The organism is Burkholderia sp. BCC1208, from assembly GCF_902833095.1.
Taxonomy (GTDB): domain Bacteria; phylum Pseudomonadota; class Gammaproteobacteria; order Burkholderiales; family Burkholderiaceae; genus Burkholderia.
In genome coordinates this window covers 47,714-62,673 of record NZ_CADFDY010000005.1, presented here as the reverse complement: position 1 = coordinate 62,673, position 14,960 = coordinate 47,714, and the positions used below count along the sequence as shown (strand labels likewise).

Annotated in this window: 15 protein-coding genes; 2 read left to right on the top strand and 13 right to left on the bottom strand. The window is 60.4% G+C overall.

The window, feature by feature from the left end:
* The first annotated feature begins 295 nt into the window (after window positions 1-295).
* Window positions 296-862: a hypothetical protein gene (locus HWX09_RS13045; RefSeq protein WP_034185252.1), complete on the top strand. Its 567-nt coding sequence runs from the start codon at window positions 296-298 to the stop codon at window positions 860-862.
* A gap of 105 nt (window positions 863-967) precedes the next feature.
* Here HWX09_RS13045 and HWX09_RS13040 read toward each other — a convergent pair whose 3' ends face one another.
* The 12 genes from HWX09_RS13040 to HWX09_RS12985 form a co-directional block, all read right to left on the bottom strand.
* The gene (locus tag HWX09_RS13040; protein WP_080681271.1) at window positions 968-1,636 is read right to left on the bottom strand and encodes an acyl-homoserine-lactone synthase; all 669 of its coding nucleotides are present in this window, start codon (window positions 1,634-1,636) and stop codon (window positions 968-970) included.
* 239 nt (window positions 1,637-1,875) lie between these two features.
* Complete coding sequence (locus HWX09_RS13035; protein WP_080681206.1) at window positions 1,876-2,661, bottom strand: LuxR family transcriptional regulator; 786 nt, start codon at window positions 2,659-2,661, stop codon at window positions 1,876-1,878.
* Between the two features lie 287 nt (window positions 2,662-2,948).
* Complete coding sequence (locus HWX09_RS13030; RefSeq protein WP_027781973.1) at window positions 2,949-3,878, bottom strand: 3-oxoacyl-ACP synthase; 930 nt, start codon at window positions 3,876-3,878, stop codon at window positions 2,949-2,951.
* Window positions 3,875-4,912 carry a hypothetical protein gene (locus HWX09_RS13025; RefSeq protein ID WP_027781974.1) on the bottom strand — a complete coding sequence of 346 codons (1,038 nt, stop codon included), beginning with the start codon at window positions 4,910-4,912 and terminating at the stop codon, window positions 3,875-3,877. Before HWX09_RS13025 ends, HWX09_RS13030 begins: the two co-directional genes overlap by 4 nt.
* A gap of 8 nt (window positions 4,913-4,920) precedes the next feature.
* Complete coding sequence (locus tag HWX09_RS13020) at window positions 4,921-5,493, bottom strand: GNAT family protein (protein ID WP_034185253.1); 573 nt, start codon at window positions 5,491-5,493, stop codon at window positions 4,921-4,923.
* Between the two features lie 2 nt (window positions 5,494-5,495).
* Complete coding sequence (locus tag HWX09_RS13015; RefSeq protein ID WP_027781976.1) at window positions 5,496-6,605, bottom strand: acyl-CoA dehydrogenase family protein; 1,110 nt, start codon at window positions 6,603-6,605, stop codon at window positions 5,496-5,498.
* A gap of 22 nt (window positions 6,606-6,627) precedes the next feature.
* Window positions 6,628-7,836 (bottom strand): pyridoxal-dependent decarboxylase, exosortase A system-associated, encoded by a 1,209-nt coding sequence (locus tag HWX09_RS13010; RefSeq protein WP_027781977.1) that lies wholly within the window; start codon window positions 7,834-7,836, stop codon window positions 6,628-6,630.
* Window positions 7,833-9,446 carry an acyl-CoA ligase (AMP-forming), exosortase A system-associated gene (locus HWX09_RS13005; RefSeq protein ID WP_027781978.1) on the bottom strand — a complete coding sequence of 538 codons (1,614 nt, stop codon included), beginning with the start codon at window positions 9,444-9,446 and terminating at the stop codon, window positions 7,833-7,835. The genes HWX09_RS13010 and HWX09_RS13005 overlap by 4 nt, the downstream gene beginning before the upstream one ends.
* Before the next feature lie 39 nt (window positions 9,447-9,485).
* On the bottom strand, window positions 9,486-10,418 hold the full coding sequence (locus HWX09_RS13000; protein ID WP_027781979.1) for a 3-oxoacyl-[acyl-carrier-protein] synthase III C-terminal domain-containing protein: 933 nt from the start codon (window positions 10,416-10,418) through the stop codon (window positions 9,486-9,488).
* On the bottom strand, window positions 10,415-11,359 hold the full coding sequence (locus HWX09_RS12995; protein ID WP_175888579.1) for a 3-oxoacyl-[acyl-carrier-protein] synthase III C-terminal domain-containing protein: 945 nt from the start codon (window positions 11,357-11,359) through the stop codon (window positions 10,415-10,417). The genes HWX09_RS13000 and HWX09_RS12995 overlap by 4 nt, the downstream gene beginning before the upstream one ends.
* 73 nt (window positions 11,360-11,432) lie before the next feature.
* Window positions 11,433-11,711 (bottom strand): acyl carrier protein, encoded by a 279-nt coding sequence (locus tag HWX09_RS12990; RefSeq protein WP_080681207.1) that lies wholly within the window; start codon window positions 11,709-11,711, stop codon window positions 11,433-11,435.
* 37 nt (window positions 11,712-11,748) lie between these two features.
* Entirely contained in the window at window positions 11,749-13,005 is a 1,257-nt protein-coding gene (locus HWX09_RS12985) for an acyl-CoA dehydrogenase (protein ID WP_027781982.1), read from the bottom strand.
* A gap of 240 nt (window positions 13,006-13,245) precedes the next feature.
* Between HWX09_RS12985 and HWX09_RS12980 the strand changes: the two genes are divergently transcribed.
* A complete protein-coding gene (locus HWX09_RS12980) occupies window positions 13,246-14,079 on the top strand; it encodes an FCD domain-containing protein (RefSeq protein WP_027781983.1) in 834 nt (277 codons plus the stop codon).
* A 447-nt stretch (window positions 14,080-14,526) separates the two neighbouring features.
* Here HWX09_RS12980 and HWX09_RS12975 read toward each other — a convergent pair whose 3' ends face one another.
* Window positions 14,527-14,766, bottom strand: coding sequence for a helix-turn-helix transcriptional regulator (locus tag HWX09_RS12975; RefSeq protein ID WP_027781984.1), 240 nt, complete (start codon window positions 14,764-14,766; stop codon window positions 14,527-14,529).
* Window positions 14,767-14,960 lie beyond the last annotated feature (194 nt).

Genomic DNA, 14,960 nt, shown 5'->3' with positions numbered 1-14,960 from the left:
CAAGCGAAATTTTGGTAATGCGTTTTCAATAACGATGTGTGATACGTGCGAATGACATTTTGTCACGAAGACCGAACGCCTCTATCCTCCCGAGTTTGGTAGTTGACGATCCGCGATACACGAATCAACAATGCCGTGGCAAGCACCCGGCGTTCGATGGTGACTGCGATATGGACGGGCGGCAGTAGAGTCAAATGGGCGTGTGGTGCAAGTGGACTGTCTCGAGCGAAATGGTTTGTGGTGAGCGAATGCCGACCCGAATCGCGAATGTTCGCACTCAGGTTGAGGTAAATCCATGGAGCAACGTGAGAATACGTGTCAATCCGATGAGAAGGTGGCGTGCACGCTGCCGACTGACGAATGCGCGGTGTTGCGCGAGCGACTACGGCTTGCGGAACTGGAAATCGGTCGGTTGCAAAACTGCCTGGGGCTCAAGACCCAGGAGCTTGACAGGTTGACTCGGGTCATCGTCAATTTCTCGATTGTTCATTGTGATGTTGAGACAAGATTGCAACGCGAGCTCGACGCGGCGCGCACCGGCGTGTTCGGCAACGCAATATCGAATTCCAACGCCTTCGTCAATGCTGACTCGTCGGATAGTCTCATCACTGTAAAGCTGCCTTATATAACGAGCATTCTGTCCGTGTTGTTCGATAGCATGTTCGAATTCTGGGCTGACTGCGATCCTCAGCGCTTACCCAAATCCTCTGCTGTCGCGCACGCGATCGACGCGCGTCTGGGGCTGGCCGCTCAAACTAACGGCGAAGCTTCTCGCAGCGGTCAGGCATACGCGTCGGCAATTCGCCCCGATTGGGTCAAAGACGCGGATCGCCGACATCATCGCCACGGGCAGCGACACTGATCCGGCCACGGACTCGCGTTCCAGATGCAAAATTGCCGCACGATTTAAGGCCGGCACCGAGCACCACGCTCAACGGGTTTGGTCACTTTTCGAACGGTTGTATGCTCAATGATCATGGAATGGGGTATGGCCGGCCGAACTCGCAAACACGGCGGCAGAGCACGGGCTGAGCCAGGTCACATTGCGTAGCAACGCGCTGGCATCGCAGCCCAAACGCTCGAACGTCGAAGCGCTGAGATTGATGGCGCAGACGAGATAGTTCGCCGCATTCGCACGTTCGGCGATTGGCAGGGTTTCGAGTTCAAGCCCGGCGCGGCGGTAAAGGCGCGCTATCGCGTGAGAGAGCGCACCGATAATGCGCGTTGCACCTAATGAAGCTGCGATCGCGAGGACCGGTGGGAAGAACTGCATCCCGTTCGAGGGACCCATTGACCGAACGTGCCGGGTGCTGGCGGCAAATCGAGATAGCTCCCATACGGTGGGGGAGACGGGTAATACGCAATTCGGTGAATGTGCGTGCAGCGTCTGGAGCAAATACGGTCTGGTCGTTTGCATCAGCCTCGCACAGCCGCAGACTTGTTCCATCGGATCCAGTAACACGACGTGGATCGTATCGCCTCGGTCGAAGTGGTCCCACTCGGTGGCGCTGACGGCGTCGGCATTGGGCAACTGCCAACCGAGGCGCTTAACGAAGATTTCATATCGGAATTCGCCAAGGCGGCGACGTAACGGGTGGGGTATATCGACAAGCCTGCCTGCAAAAATCGATTGCACGGTTTTTCCCTCGCACTCAAGAAACCGTGTCACGCTAGCAAGTAGGCAGTCTGAACGGAACTAGTGATCTAGGGAGGGTGTAGGTCGCAAAAGGCGCGTGCGGGTGCGCACACGGGAGTGCGAACGTTAGGTGTCGCTGCGATGTGTGTGCGCGAGACGCATCGAGTATTCCGACAGCGTAAGGCATGTGCGAGAAGGCGCGTGAGATGATACGGCGCGCCGGGCGGATGAACTGCCGATCAGACCAGAATCAATCCGTGGGCGGCCGCATACACGGCCGCGGCGGTTCGGCTATTGATGCGCAGGCTCCTCTTTGCCTCGTCGATGTGGTAGTCAACCGTATGGGGCGATATACCGAGAATGCCTGCGATCTCCCACGATGATTTGCCGCGCGCGACCCACGTAAGACATTCCTTTTGGCGCGGGGATAGTTTGGGCAAGGGGCCGACGCAGCGCGGGCGGGTTAAGCGATTCAGCTCTTGATGAAACAATGCGCTAATGAGGCTTGCGAGCCGCAAATTGACTTCGGTCTTGATCTCCGGTGAGGGGCTTGCGAGATTGACGAGCAAGATGTTGCCATCGGGCTCGTGAATCGGGATGCTTACCCCATTAGCTAATCCGGCCTCGCGCGCTTCGTCGAGCACGCGCTGCTCGATGTGGTTTAACCCCGCTATATCGGTCCAGCGATAGGGAGTGGCATGCACGAGCGCCATGCGATGAACGGGATCGACCGGACCATAGTCGTGCTTCGCATAATGAAAAACCCAATTGTCGGGATAGCGCGTGCAAAGCGTGTCGACGGCCATCGCTACGCGCGAGCGAGCACGTGCGCGTGAGAGCCGGCTGACGGCAAAACGAGGAAACCCTAACGAAGCGGCCACGTCACCGAAGAGCTTCACGAGTGACGAGAGATCCACGGTGTCGAGAAAGGATGTGGCCAGTGGCGCCCATCGCGCAATCGCGTGTGAAGGTTGCAGCGCCGCGACGGGCGTGTTGCCCACGCTGCAGGGAAATATCTGATCCACCGAGGTCCCTCACAGAAAATCGTCGCGCATCGGGCCCGCGTGATGACCATGCGCGCAAAAATTCAGGCTCAAACAACACAATGCTTGGCAATGGCGCTTGTTTTACTCGTGACGGATATATGCGCGTTGTCCATCATTATTTTAGACGCTTGCGGGCCAACTATGGGTATCAATATTTAATGTCGTGATACATCCACGAGCAACCAACCAGTACACGCAGTAGGGGTATTCGGTATATCCAAGCCTCAGGTTGCGCGCTTGCCCATGGCCGCGTTCGAACGGCTCGTCTAATGAATGAGTAGCGTTGCTGCGGAAAAGCCGCCTACACCCTGCGCGTAGAGCACGAGCGGGGTGCCTGGCGCGAGCGCATGGCAGTCGGCAAGGTTGATAAAGGGATCGCTCACGGTCACATGTGCGATGCGCGAGAAGTTGCGAATAAAAAGACGCTCAGGCGGCAGGTCCAGCGACCGGACAAGCCGCTGCCACGCCGGTAGATCGAGATGCGGTGGCAAGATGTAACACACATCGGCTAGCGCGATCGGAGCCTTGCTCGCGAGATGCGTGATGAGCTTTCTAGCGGCCAGCTGGTATTGGGCGACGGAATTCGGATCGGCTTGGCCGAGCATGCCGCGCCAACCTTGCCCGGTGGCATGCGTGGCTATCGCAACAAGGCGGTTGATACGGGCGTGGCGCTCGATCGTTGCGGAAAACGCCCCGTCGCCCAGAAGCGCGGAGGTACCCATGCGACGCTCTGCCTCAATGGGCATCGTGTCTGCTCCGACGAGCAGCACGCGATTGAGCGAGGGGTGTGCGGCGAATAGCGCGCGCACAATGCGCAGCGCGCCGAGCGAGGACGCGCAGTGCTGTTGGGCAAACGAAAACGACTGCGCGCGGGTGAACCCAAATCGCTCGCATAGCGCGCGTGGCAGTGATTGCGGCGGCGGCGCGATGCTGCCTTGCAGCGTATGGGTGTACAGGAGATAGTCGATCGAGTCTGGCGCGATCGGCGCGGTGCGCAACAACGACTCGACGGCTTTGACCGCGAGGCTGAGCGCACTTTGTTCATATGCCACGTGAAAATCGCATACGCCTGATCGTTCGAGCTTTGCGATGATTGTGTCGGGCTGGCGCGTACGGCGGCCCCACGCCCGGACTGTGTCGACACGCTCGGGCAGATAGTACGCGACGTACGGAATACCGATCGACACGTCCGTCATCGAGTGCTCCGACTAGGGGCACGCGAGATGGCGGGCGCATCGCACGCGTCCAGCAGTGCGCAGCCCACGTAGCCGCACACGCTCATCCCCCCTATCAGGAGATGACCGCGCGTAGGCAATGTGTTGTCCGCGAGCCTCTCGGTCAGTTGGATGATTGGTTCTGCTGAACCGAGGTGCGCATCATGAAGGCGCGCATGGGTGTGCGCCTTCATGTTCAGACGATGTGATGCGCGCTTGGTCCATGTCGGATCGAGGTCCTGTCCGATGCCAGTGACATCGCACGCCGCGAGCGCGTGTTGCGCGAGCATCGCGTCAATGAGTTGCCGCAGAATCCGCTCCGAGGCGGAATCGGAATATGAGCGTTGATGCGACGGGCAGTCGGGCCGCACCGGGCATTGACGCGTTTGCGCGTCCATCACGCGAAAGCCGCGGGTTGTTGCCGTGGCTCGCTCAAGCAAAGCGGCGGCTGCGGCATCACCTTGCGCTGCCCCCTGCCCGGTCCATCGTGAAAACGGTAGTGCCCATTTTTCTGCCGCGACAATCAGCGCACACTGGACATCGGACTCAGCGACCATCAGGTCCCGGACGAGCTGCAATGCGGAAAATAGCGAGACGCTGTGCTGCTGGGAGATGGAAAACGCAAAGCATGGTCCTACCACGCTTGCCAGACGCCCCGCCGTTGTGGTCGATACGTGCTCATCGACGCTGCTGTGGCAAAACACAATGATATCGATGGGGACAGCAGCCGGATGCCGGATGGCGAGTATCTCCTTGGCCACGCGCACGGCGAGCCCCGATAGTTGCTCTTCGGGTTCGACGGGAATACGAAGCGGCCGAGCATGGTGATCGACACTATCGTCGGCACCGGCTGTCAGTGTATGGACTGCGCCGAAGTCAGCGCGCCAGGACGCGATCCAGGCCTCCCAGCCGGTGTGTGGCGCGGTGAGCTCAGCCTCTGTCGATCGCGGCGCACGCGTGAGCGCCATGGTAGGCGGAACATAGGTACTCAGTGCGGTAATGATTGGCGACATCATGGCGCGCGTCAGGCGAGATTTTCCGGGAGCAGATCGTAGAGTAGACGCCCCACGCGCTGGCCGGCGATGACATGGCAGTTGCGCTGCAGGCCGATCAGGCAAAAACCCAGACGTGTGAGCAGGCGTTGTGATCGCACATTCGTCTGAACCGCCCAGGCGCTGATGCAGTGCAGCCGATCCAGTTCGAAGCCCTCGCGCAGCACGCGTCGGGAAGCGTCGAATGTCATGTTCGCGCAAGTGGGCCGCAAAGGATCACGCAGCACCCAGAACGAACCCAAACCGAAGCGATGCGTGATATCGCTAATGGCTACCAGACCGCTCGGTTCGGCCGTTCCGAGCGAGCCAAATACGCGTATGCGGTGCCGCTCGCTTTGCACCATCGCCTGAACGGCGAGTGCACTCAATCCTTGCCGACCCAGTCCGAAATCGAACCACTGCGCGATCTCCGGGCGCGCAAGCCAGCGCGTGATATCGCGAACGTCTTCTGAATTTGCATCGCGCAGCCAGCAACCAATCGACGATCTCGCGGCAACTCTGGAGGGTGAGTCGCAGTGCCGGCGGAGGCGTTTCTCCTCGCTCATGGCTAGGCTCCCATTGCCGAGCGGGGTGAGCCGAGACTATCGAGCTCGCCGAGCGCTGCATCGACTTGCCTGAGCAACATGGCAAACCAGTGACATGTTGCCAGGCGCGCAGCAGGCGCGAGCCCCTCGACATAGCCATGGGCGCCGCAGAACTGAACGAGCTCGTGCGTGAATTCAACAGATTCGGCTGCGACATGTCGGGCTAGCTGGCGCACCAGTGTGCGTGATGTGCCGGACTGGGCAAGCGCGAGCATGCGCACAAAGAGTTGCGTGCCTTGCACTGCAATAAGCATATCGGCCAAGCGCGTAGCGGCACGTTGATGCATCACCAACGGTTTGCGAAAAGCCTGCCGCTCTGCTCCGTAGCTCAGCGCAAACGTCACGCCGTGCTGCATGGTGCCACTGAGCAGGGCCGACAAATAGAGCGCGGTGTTGGTGAGCCACGTCTGGGTCGGCGAGACGCCGTGTGCGTCAAGCCGCTCGAGCGTGACCAGCGCAGCGGCGTACAAAGCGTCGTCGCAGCGCAACTGCTCAAGCGTGAGTGCGCCAAGGCAGGTGACGTGTTGCCGGGCGAGCCTGGACGGGGCACACGTCGATTCGACGAGGGTAACGCCATGTGCCGCCGGCGCGGGAATCAATGTCAGCGCTGACGGGGTGGTGTGGTCACACAGGCGCCAAAGCGTGGCGGTACGAAAATCGGGCACGGTAAGCGCAATCGGGCGTGTGCCATCGAAGTATTCGCCGATTCGAGCGAAACCGAGCGACTGAAGCGCAGCGTGTGCGCGCAGCGTCATGAGTGCAGGAATGCTCTGCGTCAATTGCACGGCGCGCTCGATAGGCCCGCAGGCCAGCGCGCCGAGAATGCAGGACAGATCGTGGTGGTTGATGGCCATGCCACCAAGCTCCAGCGGCAAAATCATGGTACCCAAATCGAGTGCACCCGCTTGCTCGACGATCTCGTGCCAGGCCTTTTCTGACGGAGGTTGTGAGAGCAGCGGCTCAAGTTTTTCACGAGCAAAACGTTGGCTTGCCGCGACGAGCGCGCGCTGGTCCTCGGACAGATGCCACGAGTGTGGCGCAAGGTCGGGTAACGAAAAGTCGGGCTGGTGCATCGCAGTTCTCCGTGTACGGAATTCAGACGAGCATCTCGATTGCCTCGGGGTGGCCGAGGAAGTCCCTGGGACTTGCCGAGCGGGCGTAGGCGCCCGATTGCAGAACCACCACGAAGTCGCCAATTTGCGCGTGCGGGAGAAGCACATCATCGGCGATGCGATCGAGCGGCGTGCACGAGCACCCAACGATGTGGTACCGCTCGACCGGTAGATCGTTGAGCCGATTGCCGAGCAGCACCGGGAAATTGCGGCGCAACACTTGTCCAAAATTGCCGGAGGCCGCGAGATGGTGATGCAGACCGCCATCGGTGACGAGGAAGGTGGTGCCGCGCGAGACTTTACGGTCAATAATGCGACATACGTAGATACCCGCTTCGCCGACCAAGTAGCGCCCAAGCTCGAGGACGGGCACAGCCCCGGGCAACGCCCGTTGGAGCTGTGCGAGCCACGTTTGCATGGGCTGGGTGACCGCATCCAGATCAAGCGGCTTATCCCCGTCGAAATAGGGGATACCGAAACCGCCGCCAAGATTCACATATCGGGGCGGTGTCGGTAAATCGCGGCCAAGCCTTATAACAAGCTCCGCGCTGTGTTGCTGCGCTTTGACGATGGTTGGTGCGTGCAGGCACTGCGATCCCCAAAAGATGTGAAAACCGGCCAATGTCACCTCGCGCGCGGCAAGTTCCTGCAGCAATGCCGGCACTTGTTCGACGTCGACGCCGAACTGGGTGGCACCCCCGCCCATGCGCATGCCGCTGTGGCCGACGTGGAAGTCCGGGTTCACGCGAAGGGTGACCTTCGGCTGCACGCCCAGTTCCCAACCGATCGCGGTCACCAAATGCAGTTGCGTGGCGGACTCGATATGAACGTTCACACCGTTGGCCACCGCCCGTCGCAGCTCGTCGCGCGCCTTACCCGGCCCTGCAAAGCCGATTTGATCGGGCGGTGTGCCTGCGTTAAGCGCAAGCGCCATCTCCGCGGCAGATGCGACATCAAACCCATCGACGCGGGTTGCCAGATGATGCACAAGCGCTGGCATCGGGTTGGCCTTGACGGAATAATGTAAGTGGACAGAAGCCGGCAGCTTTGCGCGCAACAGGCGCACACGGGCGTCGATTGCCGCGCGCCCGTAAGCAAAAAAGGGCGTTGATCCGGCACAGTGAGCCAAGCGGGTGACGTCGATGCCCTCCGCTGGCAAGACGCTGCTTCGGTTGATCAACGATGCACTCATACGGACCTCGCTTGGTCTTGAGCTATGGATTGGACGAGCGCATTTCGCAGTGCTGGCCGATCGAATTTGCCGTTTGCGTTGCGTGGCACGTCGGTTTGCACGACGATGCGCTTCGGCACCATGTAGCCCGGCAGGTGTTGAGCGCACCACGCCATGAGTGTTTGCGGGACAAAGGGTTCGACCGCCGGCACGACAACGAGCGCTATGGCTTCGCCCAGCGCATCATCGGGCACGCCCACGGCGACCGCTTCGGTCACGAGTTCGCTGCGGTGCACGGTCTCTTCGATTTCTTCTGGGCTGATCCGGTAGCCGGAACTCTTGATTTGCGCATCGTTGCGCGCAATGAAGTAGAGAAAGCCCTCTTCGTCGCGTCGTACGAGGTCGCCCGACCACACGGCAGTGTCCGGTTTGGCTCTGCCCGGCTTGGCTTCGGGCGAGGGCCGATAGCGCGCGGCCGTTCGAGCCGGATCGTTCCAGTAGCCCATCGTCACGCACGCGCCTACATGGACGAGCTCGCCCGTCTCGCCGGGAGCGCAGGGTGTGCCGTCCGGACGCACGACTAGGATTCGTGCGTTGGGCACGGCCTTGCCGATCGAGTCAGGGCGACGGTCGACCTCGGACGGATCGAGGTAGGTGGAGCGGAATGCCTCGGTCAACCCATACATCAAGTAAGGTTTTGCCTGGGGAAAGAGCGTGCGCAGGCGGTGCAATATCGGAACGGGTAGTCGGCCGCCGGTATTGGCGAAATAGCGCAGTGTGGTGCGTGCCGCGTGCGGCCAGCTCGCGCGCGTCAATTGCATCCATAGCGGCGGCACGCCCGTGAGGGCGGTGATACGTTCGCGCGTGCAGGCGTCGATTACGTCTTGCGGGCTGAGATAATTGACGAGAACAACGGCGGCGCCGGCCGCCCACGCGGATGTGAGCTGACTGAGACCCGCATCGAAGCTGAGCGGCAGCGCCGCGAGAATGCGGTCGGAGCTCGTATGCTGCAGATAATGGGCGACGCTCCACGCACCCTCGAGCAGATTGCGATGACTGAGCATCACGCCTTTGGGCAAGCCGGTAGAGCCCGATGTGTACAGAATAGCTGCCAGGTCTGTGTCGATTGCTGTTTCTGCTACGGGTCCGGTGTCGCTCGGCGGGCCGAAAGCGTGCGCACTGACGCACGCGCTCCAGCTGTGAACGCAGTCATTCCCGTGCGGCGCATGCTCGGTCACGTCGATTGAGTCGATTAGGATCGTATGCGGCACGCCAGACAACCCGTTTTCGGCGAGCAGGCGCGCGCGCAATGCGCTCGTAATCAGGCAGCTCGCACCGCAGTCACGCAAAATATGGGTGACCTGCTGGGGCTTCAGAAGCGGATTGATGGGAACGAACACACATTGGGCGGCAGCCGCACCAAGCAGCGAGACGACCGTTTCGATGCGCTTGTCCAGGAAGATACCGACTCGTGAGCCGGGCACGATTCCCATCGACACGAGACCGTGGCCGAGCATGCTGGCGCGCGTTGCCAGTTCCTGGTAGCTCAAACTGGTGTTCGCGAAGACGATTGCTGGCGAATCGGGCGCATGCCGCGCAGCGGTGAGTACGAGATCGAGTATGTTTCGCATGGTAAGGCCATCGGTGTCTGGTTAAGAAGTCGGCGCGTGTCAGTGATGAATCACCATGGCGCCGAAGCAACCGGCAAGGCCGCTGGAAAAAAGCAAGGACCACTCGCCGGCGTGCGCGCGACAAGTCTGAAAATTGATGAATGGGTCCGCTCCGAATACGTGGCCGAGCGCGGCAAAATTCGGCACGAATAGTCGCGTTTGCGGAATGGCGAGCATCGTCATCAATCTCGTCCATCCCGGTAGATTCACGTGGTGCGGCAACACGTGGGCGACATCGCCTGTCGTGATGCCGGCCTGGCGGATCGCTGCGCGCATGGTCGTGAACGCCGACCAGTAATACCGATCGTCGGCGATCGGCTGCAAGCTCTCGTCAGTGCCGCGAGAAAAGCGCGCGTCGGTATACAAGTGCAAACCACTGATGATGTTGCGTTGCGCGCTGCGCTCGAGCAGCAAGGCACACGCTCCGTCACTATGCAATGCGAGGTCATGGATTGCGCGCAGTTGATCGCAACCGGAGCCGATGACGTCGGCGCATACGACGATCGCACGTTCGATTGAGGGTTCTCGTGCGGCAAGCGTGAGCAGGACGCGAATAGCGGCCATCGGTGACACGCACTGCTGCTGCGTGACGGAGAACGTCAACGCGCGGGTGATTCCAGCGCGGCGCTGAATGTAATGAGCGCTACCGGTGGGCGGTGCGAGTACGCTCGTCTGGATCGTATGTGTATAGACGAGTGCATCAATGGCCGACCCCGGGGTTGAGGTGTCGCGTAATAGCGTTGTGACGGCACGTGCGGCAAGGCTGACGGGCGACTCACCCGCGGCATCATAAAATTGCGCGGCGCCATGAGCGCGCAAAGCGATAACGCGCGAAGCCGGTAGACTACAGCGTGACGCCCACTGCTGAACGTTGACGATGCGTTCCGGAAGACAGTGAGCGACGCCTGAAATCGAGAAAGGATGCGTTGTCATGAGCGCACACCCCGGAATTCGAGGATCGCACAGGCACTTTGGCCTTGAAATCCCGTGGACCACACAAGCACACGCTGACCGTCACGTGGCGAAATCACACCGAGCAGGTCATCAAGGCGTGCCGGTGTCTGTGCCGCACATAGATGGCTTTGGCGGCCGTCGCCCATGCCCATGACACGCTCTGGTGCCAGTTGGCATCGGGTACAGACGGTGCGAATGACCGCACTGTCGACCATAGACGGAAGAATCCAATCGATTTGCGCGGCACGGAGTGCGGCGCGTGACAACGACTTGTTGATCGCCCCGACGAGCATGGGCGAATCGAGGCTTGTATTTACGGTGTCCTCGCAACTCAGTTGCGTCCCAGGCGTGCAGATTGAAAGACCGCGGACACGCCATCCTGGCATCGAGCTGCGAGCGATCAGCACGGCAGCAGCGCCGTCGGCAAGCGAGATCCGCGCGCCGACCTGCTGGGACAAGGCGCGGTGCCAGCACTCGGCTGCGACAATCAGCACGGTGTTCAGTGTGTTATCCGCATCCATCATCGCAAGCGCCACGTCAACCGCTGTCAGAAACGACACGTCCTGGAGTTGCCCGATCGCGAAGGGCGCGCGGCTGGAGCCGAGTTCGCAGTGCAAGCGGCCTGCGCAGGATAAGGCCAAATCGTGTTCGAAGCTTGTCGTGCAAACGATGATCTGGTCGGGGGCATGCCGCGCCGGTGCGGTGGGGCAGATCATGCGCGCCACGCGCAGCGCCATGTCCGACAGCGACAAGTTCGTTTCGATCGCGCTTCGATTGTCTGGCCGAAAAGTGGCCTCGGTCGTCGAGCCGTTGTCGCCGCATGGCGCGCATTGAGCGCGCCAACGCAGCGTGTCGGCGTAGAGCGCATGCATGACGGCGTCGAGCGCGCTCGGTTGTGCGGACGAGATCGTCTCGGCCACCGCACGATCTACGTGGCGCCGAAGCGGCACGTATTGCGCGGTGGCAACGATTCGAGGCTCGGCGCTCGTGGAGTCAGCTCGATGAAACATGGGAAGCGACGAACGCGACGAGATTGTCGAACCGTACAAAGAGGTCGCTGGACAGATATTCCGGGTCCAGAACAAATCCGAAGCGTTGCTCGAGCTGGAGCAGAAGATCGGTCATGTTCATGGAATCCACACCAAGATCGAACAGATTCGTATCGTTGTTGATGAGGTCGGCGCTCAGATGAGTGCCCAGTACTGAGAGCAGGCAATCTTTGACCGAAGCGGGGATATCGCCGTGACGACTTGATTCGAGACGAGAGCTCATGAAAGTCTCCAGTAACGGTTCTCAGACGAAATCATGCTCACATGCATGCGGGGTGATGCACGGACGCACTTGGTTGGATCGTCTCCCACGGCGGGCGTGACGCCCGCTGGGCGGCTCGAGCAATCATTAGGCGTTGCATGTCCCCGGTGCCTTCCATAATGTCGAACGCTTTGGCATCTCGGCAGCTTTGCTCCAGCGACGGGAAACGGGCGATGCCGTCCAGACCGACTAGCGTGAGGGCCGTGCGAGTGACGTGCGCGGCCATGCGCGCGGCGTACGCCTTTGCGATCGAAGCATGCATGGCGCTTGTGATGCCTTGGTCTGCGTACCATGCAGCGTGATGGCAGAGCAGATAGGCTGTCGTGATATGCCGGTCGAGCTCCAAAAGACTCGCTTGTACGTTGCTCGCGCCGCAGTGTGGATTGACCGGGCGTGCGCCTGCTTCAAGATAGGTAGCGAGTTCGTCGCGTACGCGTCGACAGGCGCCGATCATCACAGCGGACAGAAGCGGCCGAAAATAGTCCCACGACTGTTGCGCGCCTGAGAACGAATCGCTAAGCGGCGTCTCATGGTCGCGCGTGAGCCGAGCGTCGTCTGGCACCTCGCAGTCGGTAAAGGAGAGCACAGCCAGTTGGGTCACACGCAAGCCGACCATGCGCTCGATGCGCGTCACCGCGAAACCCGGGGTATCTTGTGCAACGCGAAACGCCCTGATGCCAAAGCGGCCCGCGTTTCGATTGATCGTCGCAAACGTGATAACGGTGTCAGCACGCGCACCATTCGTGATGAAGCACTTGGTTCCGTTAAGGACCCAGCCATGGGCCGTCTTGCGTGCCGACGTGCGCATGGCTGTTGCGTCGGATCCGCAGTCGGGCTCGGTGATCGCAAATGCGCCCCAGCGTGGCGTATCGCTTTGAAAGCGCGCGAAGAACGCTGCCTGCTGCTCACGATTGGCGAGCGCAAGAACAGGCGGCATCGCCAGTCCGGGGCCGGGAAGCGCGAGCGCAAGCGCCGCATCCGCGTAGCCGAGATGCTCCATTAGCATGACGCGTGAGACGAGCGATTGGGCCTGCGGGCACCCGCCGTATTCCTGCGGAACGAGGTTCAGATTCAGCGCCCGTACCGCATCGGAATGCCAGAACGCATCAGGGATTTGCCCGGTGCGGTCGGCTTCGTCGCGATGCAAGCGCATCTGCGAAGTAAGGCGGTCGAGGTCCAGGCCAAACGCCGCGAGGCTCGCCTTGAGCACCGCTACGGTGGGAGATTGTTGGGATCCTTGCGATGAGTTGGGCATATGCGATCTTCCCGGATGGCGCACCGGCGCCGAGCAGTTGAGCTGTATGGAGACCACGCTCACGCCATATCCATACTGCTCGATCTGCAGCGTAGGCATTCTCGGCGATGCCCGCTACCTCCCAAGGTTGGGAGGGTATGGACGGCTGGCAGCGACGCCTGATTCTCGCCAGGCGATTTACGGATGTCCGATAATGGCGCCGATAGGAAATGACGAAGGCTAACCACGGACTTGAGGGACATGGCAGGACGACAACGGACAGCGCGCAAGACACAGTTGGTGCAGCCGGACAAGCGCGGCCCGCGCACGACCAAGCGTGGCGATCAGGTAGCCGATTCGATCAAAGGGTGGATCAACGACGGTCGGGCGCGGCCCGGCAAGCGCTTGAGTAAGGAAGCCGAGCTGCAGCAAATGTTCAATGTCAGTCGTGGCTCGATGCGCGATGCGCTCAAGGCGCTTGAGGTGCAGGGGCTTGTTAGCCTGAGCACTGGGCCCGACGGCGGAGCGACAATTACTCGTGTGCCGCTCGCGCGGGCGTTCCAGTCGCTGCAGAACTATCTGTTTTTTGAACAGATCACTCTTGAGGACATTTATGCGGTGAGGCGCACGCTTGAGCCCATGGTGGCCGCGGGCGCAGTGGCGTATTTGACGGATGCGGATTTCGAAGCACTCGAGCGCAGCATTTCAGTGTGTGAACCATTCGTTGCCGGTCACGAGCAAGCGCTTGATCAACGTTGTGAGGACATTCATTTTCACGACGTGCTTGCCGCCGCGCATCCCAACGCGTTTTTGCGTTGCCTTTGCCAGATCATCAACCAGATGCTGCACTCACTGGTGATCGTGGCAGGGAACGTCACGCAGCGGGACTATCAGGCGTTTGGGCGGACGACTGTCGCCGCACATCGCGCGATCTTGGATGCCGCAAGGCGGCGTGATGCGCAGGCCGTCGAGCGATTGATGGTCGAACATATGGACGAGGCCGAGGCGCAGTTGCGCAAGGTACATGCGGCGCTGAGGCAAAAGCTCGTGCTGGACTCCGAGCTTGATTTGCATGTGGATCGCGACATGTGCTGACCTGGTTTGGCGCCGTGGTCAGGGAATGGAGGCTTGGATCGCTGACGCTCGATTGCGCTTGCGCCAAGTTACAAGGCGCTTACGGCGAAGAGCGATATATTTATTATAATAAATACCCGAAAGGGTGGGTATGGCGCGAAGCGCGCTGCCTGCGCGCGGATCTGTTTTCTACGTATTCTTCGGGTAAACACCAGCGTCGCGCTGATTGACAGTGTTGTATCTGCCTCGTAGATTCCCTGACAATAAATTGGCTGGCTGAGCGCACACTGCACGCGAAGGGCTATCGTTCCGCTCGTCAATACACGCCACGGGCCTCCCTGAAGCACGTCATCAAATGGCTTAGGATGGGCGTGGCGCGGAGGATAAATGGGAAGATGTGGTTGCGGGCTGCGTCGGTAGCGGCTCGTGGTGTTTTCACGAGCTCTGAGCGGCAGCAGCTTGGTGAATTCAGCGAAGATTCATGCGATCTTCCGCGCCCTTGAGCAACTGCGAGAGAGGGGTATCGAGCGCAGCAGAGAGAACTAGCAACGCGTCGATTTTCGCGACTATTTGAGCACGCTCAATTAACGAGACGGTGTTCGGATGGACGTTGGCGCGCAGCGCGAGACCGACCTGGGTAAGTTTCTTCATCTTACGGCGCGCGCGGATCTCATTTCCGAGGGCCTCGATAAATTTTTCTGTGGTCATGCGGACTCGATGGGACAGGGCACATCGAGTATCCCGGAAGGTGCGCCTAGAAATTCACAACGAATTGTGAATTTTGCTTGCCTGTTTTTGGATTCACAATGTATTGTGATATTTGAGTTGTGCGCCATCAGGGTGCGCCGTTGAACAGAATGGCCTGCCTTGTGGGTTGGACGCTTTGGCATACCGATGCACGG